We start from the raw sequence: 22,629 nt of genomic DNA, 5'->3' as shown, positions 1-22,629 counted from the left end.
GCTTTTAGGTATTCGGGAACGAGTTTTGAGTAGCTGAGGATGAAGTTACATGTGGCTAAGAATCAGCCCAAGTTCCTCGAGACCGTTGAGGCGACCTTGGCGCAGTTTTGGATCGATGCCTGAGTGATGAGCATTGTCCCAGTCTTGCGTGGATTGAATGCCGCCATCGTTATCGATCAGCAATACTCGGTCAGTCGCGCTGTTGTATTGGAAGTCCTCAAATAAACGTTCGCTAAACCACATACGAGAGAGCTCGTTCATCATCGCTTTGTCTTTGCTACCTGGACGAACACTTGAACCATCAAGCTTTAATGCCTTATTAAACACAAATGGTAATTCCGATGCATTACAAGCGCCCACAATACAACTGATGCTTTTGAGTAAATCACCCACGTCGAGATCGCCATTTTCACCTTTGGTGTTGTAAGTCCATACGTTGAATCCAGGTTTGTAGTCAAAGTAGTAAAAGCTTGGCGTCGCTCCTGTTGCTTCTTCAGTTGAAACCTTATGACGGTTTGGACCCGTGAAGAGCAAATCATGCAACGTGGTTTTGAATTGCTGCATGTTTTTGACCGCGCCATTCAGTTCGCTTTCATCGTTAGGGAAGAAGTCAGCCAGAGCAAGTAACTCCGTGGTTGAATCGGAGTTCCCCAAACCGAAGAACAACTTAGTCATCGCCTCATAAGCGGTGCTAGGTAGCAGTTCCAATAAGTCAGAAAGATCGAGTTCAATTGAAGCTGAATCGCTGAGTAATGAACGATATTCAGCGTGTATACGGTTCAAGTTCGCTTCCGATTCTAGCCATTCCACCATGTATTCGACGATTAAGGTTTCGTCACCACTTTCGATGATTTCTGGCGCTTCTTGGCTCAAAATATCAAAGATAGTTGGGATCAAAAATGTCAGGCTCGGCAGCATGCCCAGAGTATTGCTTTCTGCACTGTTTGAGCCAATTACCGTCGGTACGATCCATTCACTCTCAATCGCTTGCTCAGTAAAGTGATAGCCTGGCACTTCTTTCACTAGAAACGCTGGTGGGCGATGCTCGATGTAAGGCGCAAATGGCATCAACGTAGCTAATGGGCTGTTGTCGCGTGTTGGGCTTATAACCGGAATATTCGCGGCGGTCAGTACCCAGTTCTTAAGACGTTGAATAGGATCAAGCATCTCGCTCTGTACCTTCATGACCTCTTCAAGTGGTAGTAACGCAAGATCTTCAACGCTTTGCTCTGGCCTTTGGCTCTTGGCTACATCGTAACTTTTATATTCAAAGCCGTAAGCGTTGCTTTGCATGATGGCACGTTGAAAGTGCTCACCTGCAATTGCAGCATCGCCTTTTGATTGCTGTAAAATTCCCACCGACATGGCACCCGCACCTTGACCCATGAGTGTCACGTTTTGCGGATTGCCGCCGAATGCCTCTATGTTTTGTTGAACCCATTCAAGCGCGTGTTTTTGATCGCCTAGACCAAAGTTACCACCTTCAGGGTTGTCCAAACCATCGATCCAAACACTGCCCAACAAGCCCAAACGATAGTTAAAAGTAACAGCAATAAACGAGTTACCATCGTCGGCACCTTGTGCAACCACCATATCACCATGAATCAGCGGTTCTGAGCCCGCGCCGTATTCAAAGTCTCCGCCGTGAATAAAGACATAAACTGGCAAATTTGCGTACGCTTCTGTCCCTGTTGGTCGCCAAATGTTTAGGTTCAAACAATCTTCTGACTGCGTTTGTGTCGTGGTTTTTAATTGCGGACACGCATCACCGAACTGAGTCGCATCAACATCGCCTTCAAGTGGGACCGCAATGCTGTGCTGAAAGCGGTCTGCTTGCGCAAACTGGATACCTTTGAACGCCTCTACCGCTGCCAGTTTTTCATCCGCATCAAGAGGCGTGATGACAAGGGACTCTTTGGTCGCTTGAATGGTTGCATCGCCAATTTCCAAAGCGATTTGCTCTGGTGGTAAGGGTTGTAGTGGCTTCGGGCCGTTAGGAACGCTAGGTTTACCAGAGTCATCACTGCAAGCTGCTAAGGCAAGAGTGATGGTAATGGCTAAAGTTGAGCGATTGAGTAAAGTCATTGTTATGTCCAAAAGTCATTTGGTGAGTACACCGAAAATGTTAAACGGCATCTAACAAGCGACGTCCTGACGCTTTGGCATTAATCCGTGAATGGTTGGATGGCTTGTTGTATTGATGGCTCAAATGGTAGGACATCGGCGACAGTTTCAGTAATCGCCTTTGTAGGATGCAGTCCTACCATCGTCTAGGGGCGGGCTCTTTATGAGAGCTAGAAACGGTAACCAAGATTTAAGGTTACTGACTCTCGAGTTTCCCCTTTGTTATAGAGAAAGGTCAGGTTGTAGTTTTTGCCGATTTGCTTATTGAAACCAGTCAAAAACGCCCATTGATTAAGATCTACACCAATGTCGTAATCGAATTCGATATCACCACTTTTTACATGCCCGTCCATTCGAGCGTCCAGTCCTTGATATTCTGCTCCGACAAAAAACTGCGTGCGATAATCGACAAGTTGATAACCCAACATCGGCTGTACAGTAACAATACCATCGCCCCAATCATCTAAGCCCTTTAAGCGAGTTTGCGAATAGGTACCAGTGACAGAAGCAAAGAATTCTTTATAGCCAACCGAAAGGGTTGTACCTATACCACGAAGGTCATATTCCAAATGCAGCGGCACGTCTAGGCGTCCGCGACTACAAAGTGCAGATAAACCATCGCAAAACTTATCACCTAATCCTGGCAGTTTATCGTTCAGCTTATCTTTTATGTACTGGCCACCTTCACCCGTGTAGGCGGCATCAACATTGGCATCGACATTAACTTTTCCGATGTAACCAAATACATTCCAAAATGGCAGGATGTTTACATCGCCACGAAGCGTCATGCTCTCAGCACTCACGATGCCGACACTGTCTTCTGGATCAAACAGTTCATTAAGGCCGATGCCTTCAATCGTGAAATCATTAAATGGAATATTCATATCTTGATTTCGATACGCTAGCGACACACCAAACGGCAGAGGCAAATCGATACCTTGACGACGAACCATATCACCCATTAAAGGAAAAACTCGGTCTAGCTTAACACTGGCTTCTTGCATGCGTGGATCAGAGACCTCATTCAAGCGTTTTTCGTCTAGTACTTGCACGCCAATCTTATCTTCATAAATCGCTACCGGTTTTACGCTGCTCATCATTTCGAGTGGTTTATTTTTCTTTGAACCAACTATCTTGGTGTTTTTACTGGCAATCGCAATTTTGCCTGATGTTAATTTCTGGAAGAGGATCTCTTGATCGTAAGAATCCACTTGGTAGTTGTGATGTGTGAACGGTTTATCGTTGGTAATGACCATACGTTTCGGTTCACCATTAACCAACTCAATATCAACGCTTAAAAAGCGGAAGTAGGCGATATCTTGAGGAAGACCGTATTTTGAGTAATTAAAACTGATGATCACATTACCATTCTGATCCTCTTTGGCTCTTACTGATGACGGATCAAAACTCTCCGCGTAGTTTCGAAGGCGGTATTCTGTTCGTGTGAAAGCTTCGATCTCATCAAGTACTTTTTCATTTTCATCGAGTTGTTCAGGGTTGTACTTGATACGCAGATCAATGTTGCCTTTGTTATCGGTGTTCTTAACCAAGTAGACGGACGAATCGCGAACGCTATCACCGATTTTAACACTTCGGTGGGCATGCTCGACCAAATGCTCGCCTTGAACTAGAGAGCTGATGGCCAGTTTTGGTAAATCATGACTGATACCGTATTTGTCGAACAGTGCTCGGCCTTGCTCGATTACTTCGTTGTAGGTCGTCGTCTCTTCAGCGGCGAAGCCAAAAGTGGGGGTAGTAAGCATTAGTGCGCTCGCGAGCACAGTAAGAGAAGACGTCTTGCCGGCGCGTAATTCAAAAAAACTCATGACAGTTTCCACTCTGAATAGCCTCAAACCTTCGAGACTCAGACAGTTAATGTGTCACTGAACTTCTTGTTCAGTTAGATAGATGTGTTTGCTGTGATTGACGTTGTGAATGCAGAGTTTTCGATTGCATTTCGTGAATCAATGAGAGGATTTTATGAGGTGAAGAGAGATTCCGTTAATCGCTTTTGATGGATACTATCCTCGCTTTATGGGTGAGGCAGGAATAGGGCAGTGAACAAAGCAAAAAGCCCCGCAGAGCAAAAGCAATGCGGGGCTTTAGTTTCAAGAACGGAGGTGACGCTTAGGCCGTGACGCGAACACGGAACAGATCAGTAAACAACTTGGCAATCATCAAAATAGTCATAATGTTTACCAGCATCAGCAAGGGCGTTTCAATTCGATACGCTGGGGTTAAATTGAGCGCTCCTGATGTCAAGACAACCAATAAGTTAATACCTAGAATTCTGTGTACCATCAGCTTTGGTGTGGAAAATACCTTCCAAATCACGATGATGTTGATGAAGTAGAATAGCCCAAGCTGCCAAAGCTCGGTCATCATTGGCATTAGGAAAATGTATTGCAATAGAATCACCGTGCCAGTGCCTATCACACCAAAAAATGCATCTTTAATAATGCTTGGTGGCATAGTAGGAACGATTGAAGAGAACACGCCTGCTAGCATCGGAAAAATGAAACCTCCGGGTACGGGCAGATAAATCCAGATCAACAAAGAAGTGACGAACATGGATACACCTTGCAGTACCTTTCTGCCGTCTTCATTCAAATGCTGGATGAAGGTCCGATGCTCGTGATGCCAAACCGTGTTTTTCTCTCTTTGCATAACATAAGCAACGTGACCAATGAGCGACGTACTTGGATTTTTAATATCAAAGCTTTGAAGTTGCTGCGTTAGCGTTGGCCAATCGATCTCACGACTTTGCGATTTATCTGCTTGTTCTAGCAATCGGTCTTGGATTTGTGCCATCTCATTTAAACGCGCACGCCATAGCTGACGATGTTCTTTCAAGTGGTAGCTGCCAGTAAGTGGTAAGCCGACCAGTTGGAATAACTTTTCTATGTTGGCGGTGTTGGTCTCAAGAGCTTCAATATCTATATCATTGGGCGATTTCATAGCGTTAAGCATCGCCTCTCTGCTGGCCTCAAAACGTTGAATGAAGTTTTGTTCTGTACTGACTGGCCAGACTAATCGGTACACAACAGAAAACGTGATCACACCAAGAATCGTCTCTTGCATACGAAGAACAGCGAAGTGGAACGTTGCTTGACTATCAAATCCTCCCATACATGCGATGATGGAGCACACAGCAAAACCGATAGAGAACACATAACCATACTTTTCGTCGCTCGACATAAAAATGCACGCACCTAAAAACAAGGTGAAGAAGGTGAGAAACAAAAAGCGATCTTGAGAAAACGTCGTGATGAGGAAAAAGGCATAACCGATGCCAAGGAGGGTTCCTAATAAGCGATTATGACCTTTGTTTATTGAGTGAGCGAAGCTTTCATTTAATGCCATTACCGCGACTGCGATCGCTGCCCAATACGGTTTCTCCCATTGAAACCATAAGGCAAGGCAGATCGCGATAACGATAGACAGCGCAGCTTTGATTGCTTCTTTGGTTGAGGCATTAAACATACATTCCACCACATTATTGTTTGATGATTTTGATAGAGGCCGTCATACCAACACGTAGTTGAAAATCTTTCGGTAAGTGATCTAATTTAACTTTAATTGGAATGCGTTGAGCTAAGCGTATCCACTGAAAGTTAGGGTTCACATTGGGCAAAAGATCGTTACCAGTACTACCATCTTGCTTCGCAATGCCGTAGCCAATGCTTTTGATTTTGCCTTCCAGCACAGCTTCATTGTGCATCATTAAGGTCACGTAGGCTTTATCTTGTGGATCAACGCCAACTAAATCCGTTTCTTTGAAATATCCTTCGATCCAAAAGCTGTCTTCATCAATTAAAGCCACGACTGGGGAGTTAGCGACGACTTGAGAGCCGACGCGTAAGTTCAAATTAGTGATATAACCATTCGTTGGCGCATAAACTTTTGTGTAATCAAGGTTTAGCTTGGCTTCTTCAACATTGGCTTTCGCGAGTTCTACGTTGGCAACGGCTGTCTCCACCGCATTGTCTAGGTTATTCAATGTCAGTACAGGTACGGCGCCAGGTGTGCGCTTTTCTAACTTAAGTGCTCGCTGCTCTTCATTTTTGGCCTTTGCTAGTAATGCAATGGCTTGCTTTTGAGCTGCTAGCGCTTTGTGGTACGCCGCTTTATAGATGCTTGGGTCAATCTCAAACAGCAAATCGCCTTGTTTCACTTGCGAATTGTCTTCGACGTAGACTTGGATGATTTGTCCTGTTACGCGGGGGGTTATAGAAACGATGTGCGCGCTAACTTGGCCATCTCTAGTCCATGGGTTGTCAGAATATGATTGGTAGTAGCTGAAAATCACGGTGCCAGCGGAACACAGTAGTAGCAGTGTGATGAGATAACGTTTTATCACGGAATTTGCCTCAAAATATGGTAATGAATCGACCAATAACGCCAGTAAAAATCACAATTAGGCTTAGCTCAGCGAGCGCAGGAAATGCAACGTATTTGTGGAGTCCCAGTTTTGTTGCAACGGTTCCAACCAAAATGGTGAGCATGTAAGCCAATGCAATAACCAGCAACAAGGGAGGGAAGTAAACTTCGCCCCACACAAGTTCATGTGGCATTGAGTTCATGGTGTTTTTCTCTATTAACTTGATGAATGTAAAGATAAGGCAAGTGATGGCATCAGTGATAATCGCTTTTGCAGGATCTAATCCATCAAACGAAAGGTGCTATGCGCTATATAGAGGGAATAGCGCAGCAAAGTAGCTTTTTGGACAGTGAAAATAAAAATAAATTTATTTTCCAATTTATTCTATGTTCATTTCAGACCACTAAGTTGTTAAATTTTCGACAATTATTGTTCAATGTTTGCTTTTGAATATGCGAAGTGATGGTTTCGTCCTTCAAATGGGATTACGAGTTGTGAGGTTTTGTTTCTAATATTCGCTTCGAAGCAAACGAGATGCTTTTTTAAATTAAATAATCCAACAAATATGAGTGAAAGATTATTCGTTAGATTATTTGAGTTTTATATTTATTAGTAAGAGTAAAATTGTCATGGAAATTATTTCTAACCTTTTTGACATGGCACCATTTGTTGCTCTCTTTATTACGCTCTCTCTCGGTTATATGGTTGGTAAAATTACCATTGGTCGATTTGTTCTTGGCGGTGTTGCCGGAACATTATTAATGGGTGTAATTATTGGGCAATTTGGTGTTCATATTGATCCCGGCGTAAAAAGCATTTTCTTTGCGCTCTTTATTTACGCAGTAGGGTATCAAGGTGGTGCGCAGTTCTTCAAAGCATTGAACTTTAGAACCATCAACATTCTACTTTCCGCTGTAGTGATGACGGTGTCTGGCCTGCTTTGTGTACTAGCAGCAGCTTGGATGTTCGATCTAGACAGAGGTACGGCAGCAGGCCTTGCAGCTGGTGGTTTGACTCAATCGGCAATCATCGGTACAGCGGGTGATGCGATCGCACGTCTTGGTGGTGTGACAGAAGAAGCGAAACACCTAATGCAGACCAACGTCGCAGTCGGCTATGCAGTTACGTACATCTTTGGTTCGCTTGGTCCAATTCTTATGGTGACATGGGTATTCCCAACACTGATGAAGTGGGATATCCGAGCAGAAGCGATTGCTCTAGAGGAGAAAAACTCAAACGGTAAGCGCGATCTTGCGCCGGGTGAATTCAACGCAGTAACCGCGCTGGTTACACGAGCATTTAAAGTGAGCAAAGATGGCGGGCTAGCAGGCAAAACCCTAGCTCAGTTAAACCAACACGCTCTAGCTGCTTGTATTGAATTGATTCAACGTGATGGCAAAGTGCTAGACGTGGACAAATTCACAGCACTGAAAGAAGGGGATGTCATTGTTGTAACAGGTCGCCGTAATGCAGTACATCAGCTGCAAGATGGTTTGGCTGACAACGAGATTGCACTTCCAGAAGGCTATGAAGTTATTGAAGAAAACCGTCAACTGATCGCAGACAACCGCAAACTGATTGGTAAGTCGCTGCAAGAGATTAAAGAGGCTTCGAACCGAGGCTCTATGCGCGGTATTTATGTGACAGACTATATTCGTGAAGGCAACTCAATTGAAATGACGCCGGATCTTGTGGTGAAGAAAAACGACGTCATCCAGCTTACAGGTACCGCAAAAGATATCAATCGCGTTGAGAAAAACATTGGTCAGCGAATGGGCTCAGCAAACGTGACTGACTTAGTCGTGCTTGGTATGGGCATGGTGGTGGGTCTATTAATTGGTCTAATCAGTTTTAAGATTGCAGGTATTCCCGTCACTATCGGTTCTGGTGCAGGTTGTTTGATCTCAGGTTTGATTGTCGGTTGGTTGCGTAGCCGCAATCCGCATGTTGCTCAGTTTCCTGTGGGTGCCGCGAACTTTATTCGAGATTTCGGTTTGGCAGCATTTGTGGGCATTGTTGGCCTTGAGGCTGGGCCTCAAGCGGTCGACACCATCAAAGAACACGGTATGTCTCTGTTGTTCCTTGGCATGGGTGTAACGATTATCCCTCAGATTATTTCGTTCTTCTTCTCATACTTTGTATTGAAGATTAAGAACCCAGTTGAAGCACTAGGTTGTGTTACAGGTGGACGCAGTGCAAACCCAGCATTCGCGGCTTTAATGGAAAAAACAGGCAACGCAACGCCAGTATTCTCATTCACCGTGACTTATGCAGTCGCCAATGTACTGCTTACCCTATGGGGTCCAATTATTGTCGGCATTATTACTTTAAACGCAGGCATGTAATTTAAATAAATTCGAACACTCTTATCGCCTAATTAAATAGGCGGTAGGGGAAGTATTATCCAAATTTTACTAAATAATAAATTCAGGTAAATATTATGACTACGCAAAATACAACAATTGATTTTTCAAAATTTGCAGATTTAAGCCCATTTGAATTAAAAGATAAACTAATTGAAGTGGCACAAACTGTTCCTGACCGCGCTTTATTAGATGCAGGTCGTGGTAATCCTAATTTTCTTGCGACACTACCGCGTAAAGCGTTCATTCGTTTGGGTGAGTTCGCAATATTGGAAGCCGAGCGCACTTACTCATACCTAGATGGTGGCTTCGGTGGCATTCCAGATGGTGTGGGCATTGTTGAGCGCTTCGATACGTTTGCAAGCAAGAATAAACAAGACCAAGGCGTACAGTTCTTGGAAAAGTCGCTGAGCTACGCAAAAGACCGTTTGGGTCTAGAGAAGCAAGCATTCTTGAATGAACTGGTTAACGCATACCTTGCATGTAACTACCCAGTGCCACCACGCATGTTGACGAACATCGAAACCGTTGTGAAACAGTACATCGCAGAAGAGATGTACGGCCCGATGCCAATGACAACAGACTTCGATCTGTTTGCAACTGAAGGCGGTACAGCGTCTATGACGTACACGTTCCAAACTATGTTCAACAACGGTCTGTTGAAGAAAGGTGACAAGGTCGCGCTAATCACTCCAATCTTTACGCCGTACCTAGAAATTCCAGAACTGAGTGAATACGAACTGGAAATCGTTGAACTACGTTTGGATGAGACAACATGGCAGCTGCCGATGTCTGAAATCGAAAAGCTTGCAGATACAGACATCAAACTGCTTTGTGTCGTGAACCCAGCAAACCCAGCGTCTGTGAAGTTCTCGGATGAAACTCTGGATAGCCTATCAAACTTCGTGAACAACGAACGCAGCGACCTATTCATTGTGACTGACGATGTATACGGCACATTCGCGGACGACTTTGTCTCACTGTTCGCGAAACTGCCATACAACACGCTTTGTGTTTACTCGTTCTCGAAGTACTTCGGTGCAACAGGCTGGCGTTTAGGCTCGATTGCGATTCAACACAACAACGTGTTTGACGATGCAATGCGCAGCCTTCCTGAAGCGCGTCAACTTGAGTTGGACGATCGTTACAAAACACTGACTCCGGAACCTCGTGAGATTAAGTTTATTGACCGTATCGTAGCAGACAGCCGCAGCGTAGCGCTTAACCACACAGCAGGTTTGTCTCTTCCTCAACAAGTTCAAATGGCGTTGTTCTCATTGAACTGCTTGATGGACTCAGAACAAAACTACAAAGAAGCATGTAAACGCATCATCCGCGAGCGTTACAAAACTCTGTACAAAAACATGGGTGTAGAAATTGAAGAAAACAAAGATCGTGTGGACTACTACACACTGCTTGAGCTCGACACTTTGGGCGGCAAATTGTACGGACCAGCCTTCGTTGAATGGTTCAAAGCGAGCGAGAAGGGCAAAGACTTCCTGTTCCGTCTTGCACATGAAACCGGCGTTATCCTACTTCCAGGCCAAGGCTTCGATGTAGTACACGCATCAGTTCGAGTTTCGTTAGCAAACCTTACTCATCACGAATACGAGCTTATCGGTCGTGCAACGCGCAAAGTGTTGGATGAGTACTTCGCTGAGTTCCAAGGCTAATTAATCCAGCCTGATTAAGAATAAGCCTCGGCGTTGTCGAGGCTATTCCGACCAAATAAGCACAGTGCGCGATATTGTGTTTATTTAGTCGCCAAGCTAACAAACTTCCCTATTAAGAGTGACTTATGAAAAGCATTATTTCTATTCAATCTCATGTGGTTTATGGCCACGCAGGAAACAGCTCTGCCGTCTTCCCGATGCAGAGAATGGGCCTCGAAGTATGGCCAATCCACACGGTTCAGTTTTCAAATCACACTCAGTACCAGCAAGGTTGGACTGGACAGAAGTTTGGGGCAGATGAAATTCATTCTCTAATGAGAGGCTTAGATAACATTGAGAAGTTAGGAGAATGTGGCGCGATACTGTCCGGTTATCAAGGCAGCGCAGAGCAATGTCGAGCGGTGGCCGAAGCGGTAAGTTTAGTCAAATCGCGTAACCATAGTGCACTTTATGTGTGTGACCCAGTTATGGGTGATCCAGACAAAGGTTGCATTGTGGCAGACGGTGTCAAAGAAGCGATAAGCCATAGCTTGTTGCCCATCGCTGATGTGATTGTTCCTAACCAGTTTGAACTGAGCGAGTTAACAGGTGTGAAAATTGACTCTCTTTATGATGCGGTCACTGCATGTAAAAAAGCCCTAGAGCTGGGACCGAAAATGGTATTGGTGAAACACCTGCATGCACTAACAGATGACGCCTTCAGTATGATTTTAGCCACGCCGAAAGCAAGCTATTTGGCCCAACGCCCTAGTGTTGAATTTGCTATGCAGCCAGTCGGTGTCGGTGATTTGATTTCTGCGATTTTTACTTCTTGTTTGGTGAAGAAGATGTCTCCTGTCGCAGCCTTTCGTCATACACATAACGCCGTTTACGGTGTATTGGAGATCACCAAAGGCTATGGCACATGGGAGCTACAGACGATCAATGCCCAATACGAATTTGTCGAACCGACGCATGAGTTCAACGTCGTGAAAATTGCTTAGCGCAGTACCTAATTAACGGAGAAGCGTAAAGTTAGCATATAGAAACTTGGCATAATTGCTTTGATGGATAGCATCCTACAATCGCGATTATGGGGTTTAGCCGTGCCTAGCTATAGTAACTCCACACAACGAAACGGACTTCATTTTGACCCAATTAACTTCAAACTGAGTCTCTGGTCATACGCCAGAGAACATTAAATGAGACTGATTATGAATCGTTTAATTTCCTCTGGTGTGACGGTTGCACTTTCGCTGCTGATAGTAGCTTGTAGTTCACCTCATACGCTGGATGTTCGTGTTTCTCAAAGCAACTATAAAGATGTCGAGATCGCGAGTTCGACACCAAATGAGCCACTTCGAATGTGGGCCAATGAAGCGCCGGATTTTCTCTACTCAGCGCACAATCAAACCACACCGATCAAAGTAGAGGGTGAACAGCTCAATATTTTGGCCTTATCGGGTGGTGGCGTAAACGGCGCATACGGGGCCGGCGTTTTGATGGGGCTACAGGAAAAGGGGGAGCTAAAAGATTATGCCATCATTACTGGAGTCAGTGCTGGTGCCCTAATCGCTCCTTTTGTTTTCATTGGCGGTGATGCGATGCCAAAGATGAAAGAAGTCATGCTCAACATCAATGATAAGAATATTTTGGGTAAGAAGAACTTCTTAAATACCCTGTTTAAGGACGCGTTTACCGATGGTGAGAACCTCTATGATTTCATCGCAGACGCTTACCCTGAGCCCATGATCGAGGCGATGGCGCAGCAACACCGCAATGGTAAACGCCTCTTTATTGGCAGTACCCATTTTGATTCAGGCGAACTGGTGATTTGGAATATTGGTGCGATTGCGAACAGTGATTTAGCGGACAAATCTGAACTTATTTACAAGGTGCTTGCTGCGAGCGCATCGATCCCTGGTGTTTTCCCTCCACAATTTATCGATGTTGAACATGATGGAGAAACACTTGAGGAGTTACACGTAGATGGCGGTCTCGCAGCGCAGGTGTTCTTTAATCCGTCTAACTTCAACTATCAACAAATCTCAGATGCTTTGGGGTTAGAAAAAGCGCCTCAGTTGGATGTGATTCGCAATGGTGCGTTAAAAGCGCCGTATCGACCACTAAAAGACAAAGGGTTGGATTTGGTATCGAAAAGCGTCTCAAGCCTTACGTTAGCGCAAACTCGTGGTGATCTGTATCGAATGAAATACATCAGTGAAATCAACGATATTGAGATGCAGTTTACTTACATCGACCAAGACTTCGGGTACGCCAAAGTGACGAAAGATATGTTCGACCAACATTACTTGCTAACGATTTACGAATATGGATTCAAAAAAGCCACCCAAGGACAACTTTGGGTGACTGAACTCCCTTAATACAGGAAAAAAACACAATGAAAAAAGCCGTTCTAACGTTAATGATGCTCACTGCTTCTGCGACTGCATTTGCACAAAGTGGTGCTCACCTTGACCAGCAAAAAGTCGACAGCGACATGCAGCAACTGTCTGCCATTAAAGAAGAAGGTGCAGCCTTCATCATGATTGATGAGAACTCGAGTTACGTGGCAGTCGAGTACGTGGGTAAGTGGGAAGAGATCAACAACTATGTCTCACACAAAGAAGCAAAGCAACGCAAATTGGAAAAAGTGAACAAACAGTTTGTGTATTCGCAAACGGGTGAAACGCTAACGTCATTAGAACAGAAGATCGTTGACCATATTCAAGCCGATCAACCTAAGTATTTTAGTGTGGATGTTTACCGCGATTATCATGGTGACTCGGGTGAATTTAACTATTTGGCTCGCGTTGTTGAGTACAACTAAGATGGAAGAAACCTACAGACTTTAGTAGGTTTTTTATGTCGTCGAGAAGGAATTCAAACGCAGCTTGTTACCGTTACCGAGTAGCAATTCTACTATCTTGTGATAATTTAATTAGATAACTCTAAAAAGTAAGCACAACCTATGAATTTTAGTTTTGAACAACTTCTCGCGTTCGTGACCGTTTATGAACAGCTTTCATTTAGTAAGGCGGCGGTCAAACTCAATAAGCACCGAACCACTATAGGGCAGGTGATCACCAATCTTGAAGACCAACTAGCCGTTAACTTGTTTGAGCGAGTCGGTCGTTCGGTAGAACCAACAGAAGATGGCCACCATCTGTACCACTATGCTAAGCAAACCATCGAACAGGCTCGTACTTTCGATAAAGTCGCACTGAGTCTTTCTTACGGTGGATTAGAGAATGTTAGTATCGCCTATTCAAGCGCTATACCACACCGTTTTCTTGTATTGCTTCGTATTCAATTAGCGGCAGATTTTCCGATGATGCGAGTTAACTTTCTTGTTCGTAATCGCAACGAAATTAAAGAGGGTTTACAGAATGGTGAGTATCAATTCGGTATTGTCAATGTGCATGATAGTCGAGCAATACATAGTCTGGATGCGACGTTTTTAGGTCATTTTGAATTTGTTCCTTTCGTCCAGAAAGGTGGTGAACTCGCTTCTGTTGCACCAGATCGAGTATTGACAGCCTTGAGGAATAGTAAACAATTTGTATTGCGGTCTCTTATTGAAGAGGGAATGGGCGAAAAAGTCATCGTAAGTTCGAACCATGAAGAGGTCGACCAATTGGCCCTTGTAGTGAAAATGGTTGAAGCAGGTTTAGGATGGGCGATTCTCCCCAGAACGTTTGCCCATTCGGAGTTTTCTAATAATCATATAGAGCCAGTGGAAGCTTCTGAATTATTGGAAGGTTTTAAGTTTGGTTTTGGCCTATGGTGCCAACCCTCTAAGCAAGTCGGTGATGTAAAAAATTCAATCATGAAGGTCGTTACAGAATACCGAGAGAAAATAATCCGTGATATGACTTAGCGGCGACATGTATCCTGCTCATCCCTCTCAACAACAAGACTCAACGTGAGTCTTGTTTTTTTGTGTCTGAAAAACGTTATCGTTCTAGCGAAGAGCTAATGTCTATTGGAAGGATATAACCCTCTATATGAGAGTATGGAGTCCATACTTTTTGGCTTAATCTAACCTCGCTCAATGGGTAAGCCCAGAGCAAAAAGTGTTTTTACCATATGTCCGCTGCAAGGACGCAGATTTTCAGCCGGGTTTAGTTACCCGGCTTTTTTTATAGTAATAAAAATGTCAGCTATCACCCCAAGCTCTCTGTTACAACTGGCTTGTTACTTCGCTTAGCAATCCAGTACGCAACGCTACCCCAAAGCACAGTGAGTGCCCAAAGTGCTGTCCAATGTGGAGCGACTTGTTGCCAGGTTGCCCCCATTTGGTTTAGTGCTAAGAAAGCTTTGATCGCCCAAGTGCTTGGGCTTAAATCAGCAATCCATAGTAAGGGAGTAGGTATGGCTTCAATCGGCCAAATAAAACCAGCCAAGAAAATGAGCGGCATAGAGCTCACTAAGACGACTAAGGTGACAAGTTCACGCCGAGGTAATAAGTAGCCTAGCCAGAAGCCTAGTCCGCAACAACCTAAAAAGAACGGGAACAACATAGCCAGCAATTCGCCCGCGTTGGCGATATGGTTTACGTTTAAGCGTTCGAAGCTAAAACCAAAATAATAGGCGCCGAGTAAATAATAAATTGCCACAAATACTAACGTTCTCACAAGCAGCAGCGATCCCGTTGATACTTGTGACCAATAGCCACGACCATGACGCTGTGTTCCCGTTTGTAATCCAACCGCCATGATCAACGTTTGTTGTAAAATCAGAACAAATACTGCCGGCACTACGTATTCGATGTAACCCATGGTTGGGTTGAACGTCGGTTTCATATTAAGCTTAATAGCAGAGTAATTATGGCTAGCCATACTCATGGGCACACCATCTATCACCATTTTACTGACTTTCACTTGGGCCCCTAATGTGCCTCCCGCTTGGGCCAATCCTTCTACCACGGTTCCGTACACGAGAAAATACGAGGCGTCCGCAGCGTAGGCTAGAGTCGGGCTTTTACCTAGCATTAGGTCTTTGTAAAAGTGTTCTGGTATGACTAAAAAACCGGTGATCTCTCGTTGTAAAAATGCTTGCTTTGCATCGGCAATCGTATGAAGTCGAGTGACTACGTTGACTTGCGGGGTGGCATCAACCATACGTTCCAGCTTTAAACTCGTCTGACTACCATCTAGATTAACAATCGCGATTGGTTGTTCACGAGGCGTTTGTTGTGCATAAGGCAAAGGGTATAAAAACGAGTAAAATACGACACCACCAAACACGGTCAACGTAACGACTGGATTGGTTAGAACGGCCTTAAGTTCCGCTTTAATCAGTTGCCACAATGTCATACCGCCTCCTTCGCTTGGCGTGTTGATGAAGCTGTTCGATGTTTACCCATCAAGGCTGCGGTAATGAGCAGGGGCACAACATAACCAATCATAGGCCATAGCGAGCTTAAAGATTGTGCGGCCGATGCTCCATAGCTTGCTTGACTCACTTGTACTTCAATGTAATGGGTAATCGGCAATAATGAACGCCATGCATAAGCGAGCGTGTTCATGTCAGAAACTGGGAATGTAATTCCCATGAACGCGAAACTTGGAGCCGTAAACGCGCCAGCAAAACTCATCGCACGTGCAGGATCCATCGACAAGAAGAAGAACAACGCTCCCATAATGATACAGGCGATAACCGTCGCCAATTGTGCTAGTAGCATAACCACAAAACTGCCTTCCATTGGCCAATCAAGCACAGAATAAAACCAGTACAAGAACAACGCACCTTGCGCCATAAAGACCGGAATGTACTGACTTAATAGGGTAGTGAGCCTGGCGTATGGCTTTTCGCCCAAAAATGCAAAGCTATTCTTTCCACCATAAATGCGAAAGTGCGCGGCAAGAATCAAAATAGTGCTTACTACAATACATATTTGCCAAATGGCTGGCACGATAGCCGTTACCAAAAATTGTGCGTAGTTATTGTTACGGTTAAATAATGCGGTTATTTGTGTCGACACGGGTACAGCCTGTCCAGCCGCTGCTAACGTTGTGGTGTTACCCTTAGCCAAGTTGCCCATTACTTCAACCTGAGCGTCGAAATAGCCTTGTGCTTGCGCAACGGCAGAGTTGATCAGTTTCGCTACCAAAATGTACTGACTGTTGTAAAAGACAGAAAGTTGAGGTTGGCGGTGCTGGAGAATATCTTGGTCGAACTTAGATGGGATGACCGCGTAAGCGTAGATATCGCCTTCAATCATCGCATTTTTTGCTTCGCTTGCACTGGCGTAATGATAGTTAACAGCCAGACTCGACGACGCATCCAAAGATTGAATGAGCTTTCGAGAAAGTTGGGAATGTTGTAGATCAACCACACCGATTGGCAGATCCCGGGCAATGCCCGCAGAGAATACTCCCCAAATCATCATCGCGAGCAAAATCGGTATCCAAGTAAGGCACGAAAGCAACCACTTGTCTCGTCGTAAGATATGCCGCTGTGAAATCTTAATCGTCATAGCATTAACCTAGTGGTTGTGATTAAAGTTCAACGACAACACTCATTCCCATACGCAGTTCAGGTTCGGGTTGAGCTGGACGAGCTTCTACTTCAAAGGTACGAAGATCAAAACCTTGAGAAGCATCGGTTGCTCTCCACGTTGCAAAGTCACCCATAACGGCAACATGCGTTACTTTGAACTCAACATTTTTGTTTAAGGCAGGCAAATAGGCATCAAAGGTTGCTCCTTTTCTAAAGTGTTGAAGGTAATCTTCACGCACATTCAGTGTCGCCCAGGCATCCTCTGTATCTATCACAGTAACTACTGGGAAGCCCTGAGGTGCTAATTCACCACTTTGAAGCAGAACTTGAGAGACTTCGCCGTCGAACCAGCTGTAGATCTGAGTATCTTTCGCATACGCTTCTACTTCGGCTACGGCACCTGATGCCATGCGCGCTTTTTCCGCCGCAGCCACTTTGGTTTCACTTCTAGCGCCTTCTTTTGCCATTTCGTACATTTGAAACGCGGCACTTTCTGTGTATTTCGCTGCTTGCCACTGAGTTAAAGCTTCATCGCGTTTTTGTTCTGCAACCACGCCATCGTTATAAAGGTTATTCACACGATTGTAGGTTTTTTCCATTAAATTCGCAGCGGCTTTGGCTTTCATCCACTGATCTTTTGCTGCTTGGATTTGTTGCTCACGTGCGCCTTTCTCAGCTTCTTGAGCTAAGGCGTCCGCCGCTTTTTCACCTGCTTTTGCTTGTTCTAACTTCGCTTCAATTTCAGGACTATGAAGGGTAAAAATAAGCTGACCTTTCTCTACATCGTCGCCTTTACGTACCATGACCTCATCAATACGCCCTGGGACTTTTGAGGAAATGCTGTATTGCTGGGCTTCAATTAATCCCTGTAAGCGGATCGGTTCTGGTTGATAGGCTTGGTAAAATTGATACCCAACCCAAGAGGCAACACCCAAAGCACAAAGTGAGAGTAAAACGGGTTTTAGTGATTTAGCTGCCATGATTTATTTCACCTCTTTGGATGTTGAAGCAGGGATATAAGCGGTATTTTGATATTGTTCGAAGCTGTTCATTTCACTGCTCAATGCGAGTAGCTTGGTTAAAGATATTAAATAGCGGAAACGCGCCGCTGAACGTTGTGTTTCTATACTCGCGACATAAAGTTGTGCATCCACAACATCCAGAGAGGACGACAGACCCTGAGTAAATGCTTTTTCACGCAAGCGCAGGTTTTCGTTAGCGAGTTCAATGCTAGATGCGAGCCCTTGTACTTCATCAATGGCTTGCTGAGCCTCCAAGTATGTCTTTTGGACTAACAGCGATAAGTCTTGTTTGGCTTGGGACTTTAATGAGTCGACCTGCGAGACGACGCTTTGAGCGGCTTTGACTTTTTCGCTTCGCCCTGATGATTCAATCAGTGGAATGCTGACACCAACACCAACTAACCAGTCTGGCTTCATTTGGCTTGCGAGAGAATCGTCTTCATACAAGCTGTAGTCGCCGTAAAGATAAACTTCAGGGTAGTATTTCCCTTTTTCTGCTTTGATTAAGCTAGAGGCTTGTTTGTGTTTAGCGCTCAGAAGTTCTAACCCCGGATAGGTAAGCAGCGTTTGATCGACAAAAGCGGTAAGAGGGGGAAGACTGTCGTTGATAAACAAAGATTCAGCGGGCTCTACGGCATCATCTTGCGCGAGTAATTTACCTAATGCAGCCTGAGCGATACTCAAATCGCTGGCTGCTTTACGTGTTTCTACAGATGCTTTATCTAAAGAAGCCTCGGCTTGCAGGCGCTCAACGTGCGCGATTTGTCCTTGCTCTTCAAGCTTAATGGCAAAATCTCGATGCTTTTTTAGCCCTGCTTCAACCGCTTGCCGCGTTGTGAGTACTTCCTTTGCCAGTACGACAGAAAAGTAGTACTTCGATAAATCTTCAAAACGCGCTTGTTGTTCCATTAGAAGCTGACTTTTCGCCTCATCCGTTTTGCCTTCTGCTGCTGATTGAGCCGCAGAAATTCGACCACCAGTAAAAATTGGCCAAATGGCACGAATAGACGAAGAGAAAATATCGCGCTCGGTTATGGTCGAAGTGGTATTAGCTAAGGCACCAAAAATAGGCTGAAAAGCAGGAGGTACGTTAATGTGTGCTCCTGTGCTGTCTAGGATCTGTTTTCCCGACAGCGTGATATCGGTATCTAAACGCGTGTAATTCGCGCCAATGGTAACTTGAGGTAAGTTGAGATTGCTGGTGGCACTCTCTTGGTATTGGTAGTTCTCGACGTTTGAGCGTTGAGCTTTAAGAGAATAGTTGTTTTCTAGCAATAGCTGCCATGCGGTATCAAAAGTGATCGGTGCCGCATGACAGGCAAGGGAAATCGAGCTGCTGAGTAAGCCCAGTATCCAAAACTTTCCTGTTTTTTTCATAATGGCTGCTTTGTCGTAGAGTATTAGCTCTAATATAAAGGATTCGTAACTGCGTGTTAAGTAGGAGGGAAAATTGGGCAGTAGTATGCGCCCAGTTATATTTGTGCTGGGCGCAGGAGATGTTACAAATTTATTTCGTATATGGACAGTGAAACTCCGCTCTCCACTCGAGCTGACGAGAACCTCGCATCGTATTCAATAGATCTTTTCCACTCATTTGAGGGAACGATAACAGGACTTTGAGATCAGAAGTACCGCCTCCGTTTTTTTCATAAGCCCTGACGTGTGTAAATGTTGAATACATATTCTCTGACAGCATCGCCTTATTCAGGCATATTCCAAAGGTATCGCGTTCCATGTTTGGTGTTCCTTCTAACTATAAATGCACCTCTGTTTATAGTTTTCCAGTTTTCAGATGGTGTCTAAGTGTTTGTCATGTAGTCAGTATTTGTGTTTTGTTTTATTTTTGTCCAAACCACTGACATCAATGTTGAGCTTTTAATAGACTTCCAGCTTCACTGCTTTCAAACCGAAACTCTCATTGGTTTCGTTGATTAAAAATTATACGTTGTAAAGTCTAAAAACGCCTCAAAAACCGCTAAAATCGATGTGATCGCGATCATGATTTTAAGGGCAATTTATGTATGGAATTGAGTATCAGAGAGGAATGCTAAATTTGGTGAATGGTTGTAATTTTATGTTTCAGCTCGTCGATTAATTAACCGTAAACTCTGCGGTTTGTTTGCCTTCCTCACAGATTTATCACCGCGACAACGTCATGCTGTTAACTGAGTGTTAACGTTACGCTCAAGAGTGAATCACAAGGATGTATCAATGAGTTGGAAAACCATCAGCTTTCGTAAGCGGATGCTCATTATCATGACGCTATCGGGGTTGATAGAGCTGTTATTGCTTGTCGCCGCAGGGTTCACTTATCTCAAAATCAATCAAGAGCAAGAAATGGGAGAAAAAGCACTGGGTGTTGCCCGTTTTTTAGCGGACTCAGCGGTTGTTCGTGAAATGATCGAAACCCAAAACCCCCAGCCATACCAACTTCGCTTTAGAGAATTAACCGAAGCCATAGGTGCTGCATTCATCGTTATTGGCGACCATAAGGGAGTACGCTTAATCCACCCTGTTGATGAGCGGTTGGGCAAGCCAATGAGAGGTGGCGACAATCGTCGAGCGCTAGAACAGGGGTTGTCTTATGTTTCGACGGCACAGGGCTCGTTAGGTTATTCAGTTCGTGGTAAAGCTGCGATTTTTGACGAGCAAGGGAACATCATTGGTGTGGTTTCGGTTGGCTATTTGCTCGACCGACTGCAAGACCGCATCGAACCATTTTTGGCCTTTTTGATTTTAATGGTCATCGTAGTTGTCGTCGCTAATGCCATTGTATCCAATTATGCGTCGAGAAAGTTTCAGCGCGCCATTTTAGGCTTTGAGCCTGAAGAGATAGGGCGGTTGTACGGCGAATTAGAAGTGACGATGAGCACCATCAAAGAGGGCGTGTTAAGCATTGATGCCCAAGGGATACTTCGCTCGATAAATCGTAGTGCCTGCCAGATTCTCGGTATTGATAGAGAATCAGCGCTCAATAAACCTTTGACTGACACGCTGCGTGATAGCGATCTATATACAGTATTAGAAAGCGGGCAGGAAGATCATGATATTGAAATATTCCTTAATCATAAGCGCCTGATTGCAAATCGCTCTCCAATTTATGTTGATGGAAAAATCGTGGGGGCGGTATCGAGTTTCCGTTTAAGGGATGAAATTAATGATCTAACCGAGCAGCTATCACAAACCAAGGAATATGCAGATTTGTTACGTTCGCAAACCCATGAGCATCGCAATAAGCTCAACACCATTAGTGGGCTAGTACAAATGGGTGAGCTTGATGCGGTGCAAAAGTTAATTGGACAAGAAACCGCACACTATCAAGCAATGATTGAGTTTTTAAGAGATACCGTTAAGGACCCGCTAATTGCAGGTATGTTGCTTGGAAAAACTGAACGTGCTCGCGAGTTAGGCTTACAACTGGTGGTTGAGGAAGGCAGTCGTCTGGAGCCCCTACCTGAGTGGCTAAATTCGGAAGACCTTGTCACAATTTTGGGTAATTTGATTGATAACGCTTTCGATGCCACGTTAACTTCAATTCGCGATGAATCAAATGTTGCGTCAGAACGCAGAAACATTGATGTGTCCGTTAGCGATTACGGAAATGAAGTGATACTTGAGGTGATAGATCATGGCTGTGGCCTCCCAAAAACAATGGATCCACAAACATTATTTACAAAAGGCGTTTCGACGAAATCTCGTCAAAATCGAGGTGTTGGGTTACACCTTGTCAATCAGCTTGCTACTCGATATCACGGCCATGTTGAGATGATACCCAATACAAATTATGGGACAAGAATAACGGTGTACTTACCCAAGGAAGAACAATTATGAGTATGGCGACTCGCGTTATGATCATTGAAGATGATCTGGCTATTGCTGAGCTGCACCACAAATACTTAAGCCAACTGACAGGTTTGGAAGTGGTTGGAATTGCGACCACGAGAATGGAAGCAGAAATGCAACTCGGCATTCTTAAGCCAGATTTACTATTGATGGATGTCTATCTTCCCGATGGCACAGGGCTTGAGATACTAAATACACTGCGTGCAAGTAACCAAACGTGTGATGTCATTTTGATTACAGCCGCAAGGGATGTCGATACGTTACAACAGGCGATGAGGGGTGGCGTTGTCGATTACCTGTTAAAACCAGTGATGTTTCCACGTTTAGATGCCGCACTGAAAAAGTATGTGTCCCAACGCCAACAACTAGACATCGTAGAGAGTTTGGATCAGAACCTCGTTGATAAAATGCTGCAGTCTCACGCCAATCAAGACAACTTGCCGAACCGATTACCAAAAGGGATTGATGGTGTAACCCTAGACAAGATCAGAGAGTTGTTCCCAAATGGCAGTGCGCTGACCGCTGATGAGGCAGGTGAAAAAATCGGAGTGAGCCGAACAACGGCGAGGCGCTATTTGGAGTATCTGATCAGCACTGGTGAACTAGAGGCTGATTTAAACTATGGGTCGGTAGGTAGGCCAGAAAGGTGCTATAAAAAAGTGACGCGGTAGCGTTTATATTGATGCTCTATGCAAAATAAAAAGCGATGGCTTATTGTAGAAACCATCGCTTTACAAATT

At 44.6% G+C, this 22,629-nt stretch carries 18 protein-coding genes; 8 read left to right on the top strand and 10 right to left on the bottom strand.

Going from position 1 to position 22,629, the window contains the following annotated elements; translation table 11 throughout:
* Positions 1-45: 45 nt before the first annotated feature.
* The 5 genes from R7Q11_RS16915 to R7Q11_RS16895 all read right to left on the bottom strand — a co-directional run bounded on the left by R7Q11_RS16915 (position 46) and on the right by R7Q11_RS16895 (position 6,707).
* On the bottom strand, positions 46-2,085 hold the full coding sequence (locus R7Q11_RS16915) for a carboxylesterase family protein (RefSeq protein WP_225466605.1): 2,040 nt from the start codon (positions 2,083-2,085) through the stop codon (positions 46-48).
* A 209-nt stretch (positions 2,086-2,294) separates the two neighbouring features.
* On the bottom strand, positions 2,295-3,950 hold the full coding sequence (locus R7Q11_RS16910) for a hypothetical protein (RefSeq protein ID WP_225466604.1): 1,656 nt from the start codon (positions 3,948-3,950) through the stop codon (positions 2,295-2,297).
* Between the two features lie 301 nt (positions 3,951-4,251).
* Complete coding sequence (locus R7Q11_RS16905) at positions 4,252-5,607, bottom strand: FUSC family protein (RefSeq protein ID WP_065274594.1); 1,356 nt, start codon at positions 5,605-5,607, stop codon at positions 4,252-4,254.
* A gap of 13 nt (positions 5,608-5,620) precedes the next feature.
* Positions 5,621-6,484 carry an HlyD family secretion protein gene (locus tag R7Q11_RS16900; protein WP_005377105.1) on the bottom strand — a complete coding sequence of 288 codons (864 nt, stop codon included), beginning with the start codon at positions 6,482-6,484 and terminating at the stop codon, positions 5,621-5,623.
* A 10-nt stretch (positions 6,485-6,494) separates the two neighbouring features.
* Positions 6,495-6,707 (bottom strand): DUF1656 domain-containing protein, encoded by a 213-nt coding sequence (locus R7Q11_RS16895; protein ID WP_005377106.1) that lies wholly within the window; start codon positions 6,705-6,707, stop codon positions 6,495-6,497.
* Positions 6,708-7,134: 427 nt separating this feature from the next.
* On the opposite strand from R7Q11_RS16895, the gene aspT reads away from it, so the two are divergent.
* From aspT to R7Q11_RS16865, 6 genes are all read left to right on the top strand, one after another.
* A complete protein-coding gene (gene aspT, locus R7Q11_RS16890; RefSeq protein ID WP_225466603.1) occupies positions 7,135-8,850 on the top strand; it encodes an aspartate-alanine antiporter in 1,716 nt (571 codons plus the stop codon).
* A gap of 95 nt (positions 8,851-8,945) precedes the next feature.
* Complete coding sequence (locus R7Q11_RS16885) at positions 8,946-10,541, top strand: bifunctional aspartate transaminase/aspartate 4-decarboxylase (protein WP_225466602.1); 1,596 nt, start codon at positions 8,946-8,948, stop codon at positions 10,539-10,541.
* Positions 10,542-10,666: 125 nt separating this feature from the next.
* Entirely contained in the window at positions 10,667-11,524 is an 858-nt protein-coding gene (pdxY, locus tag R7Q11_RS16880) for a pyridoxal kinase PdxY (protein ID WP_005377109.1), read from the top strand.
* A gap of 210 nt (positions 11,525-11,734) precedes the next feature.
* Complete coding sequence (locus tag R7Q11_RS16875; protein WP_225466601.1) at positions 11,735-12,904, top strand: patatin-like phospholipase family protein; 1,170 nt, start codon at positions 11,735-11,737, stop codon at positions 12,902-12,904.
* Positions 12,905-12,921: 17 nt separating this feature from the next.
* On the top strand, positions 12,922-13,350 hold the full coding sequence (locus R7Q11_RS16870) for a hypothetical protein (protein ID WP_033906184.1): 429 nt from the start codon (positions 12,922-12,924) through the stop codon (positions 13,348-13,350).
* Between the two features lie 141 nt (positions 13,351-13,491).
* A complete protein-coding gene (locus R7Q11_RS16865; protein WP_033906183.1) occupies positions 13,492-14,400 on the top strand; it encodes a LysR family transcriptional regulator in 909 nt (302 codons plus the stop codon).
* Between the two features lie 286 nt (positions 14,401-14,686).
* Here R7Q11_RS16865 and R7Q11_RS16860 read toward each other — a convergent pair whose 3' ends face one another.
* From R7Q11_RS16860 to R7Q11_RS16840, 5 genes are all read right to left on the bottom strand, one after another.
* Positions 14,687-15,838, bottom strand: coding sequence for an ABC transporter permease (locus tag R7Q11_RS16860; protein WP_033906182.1), 1,152 nt, complete (start codon positions 15,836-15,838; stop codon positions 14,687-14,689).
* Complete coding sequence (locus tag R7Q11_RS16855) at positions 15,835-17,001, bottom strand: ABC transporter permease (protein ID WP_054579566.1); 1,167 nt, start codon at positions 16,999-17,001, stop codon at positions 15,835-15,837. The genes R7Q11_RS16860 and R7Q11_RS16855 overlap by 4 nt, the downstream gene beginning before the upstream one ends.
* Positions 17,002-17,023: 22 nt before the next feature.
* Positions 17,024-18,004 carry an HlyD family secretion protein gene (locus tag R7Q11_RS16850; protein WP_033906180.1) on the bottom strand — a complete coding sequence of 327 codons (981 nt, stop codon included), beginning with the start codon at positions 18,002-18,004 and terminating at the stop codon, positions 17,024-17,026.
* Positions 18,005-18,007: 3 nt separating this feature from the next.
* A complete protein-coding gene (locus R7Q11_RS16845) occupies positions 18,008-19,423 on the bottom strand; it encodes a TolC family protein (protein ID WP_225466600.1) in 1,416 nt (471 codons plus the stop codon).
* Between the two features lie 130 nt (positions 19,424-19,553).
* Entirely contained in the window at positions 19,554-19,781 is a 228-nt protein-coding gene (locus R7Q11_RS16840; protein ID WP_005377125.1) for a hypothetical protein, read from the bottom strand.
* Between the two features lie 476 nt (positions 19,782-20,257).
* On the opposite strand from R7Q11_RS16840, the gene R7Q11_RS16835 reads away from it, so the two are divergent.
* Entirely contained in the window at positions 20,258-21,877 is a 1,620-nt protein-coding gene (locus tag R7Q11_RS16835) for a sensor histidine kinase (RefSeq protein WP_053306993.1), read from the top strand.
* Positions 21,874-22,560, top strand: coding sequence for a response regulator (locus R7Q11_RS16830; protein WP_225466599.1), 687 nt, complete (start codon positions 21,874-21,876; stop codon positions 22,558-22,560). Before R7Q11_RS16835 ends, R7Q11_RS16830 begins: the two co-directional genes overlap by 4 nt.
* Positions 22,561-22,629: the final 69 nt, after the last annotated feature.

This window comes from Vibrio sp. 970 (genome assembly GCF_033339075.1).
This window is presented reverse-complemented; position numbering and strand designations above follow the sequence as displayed.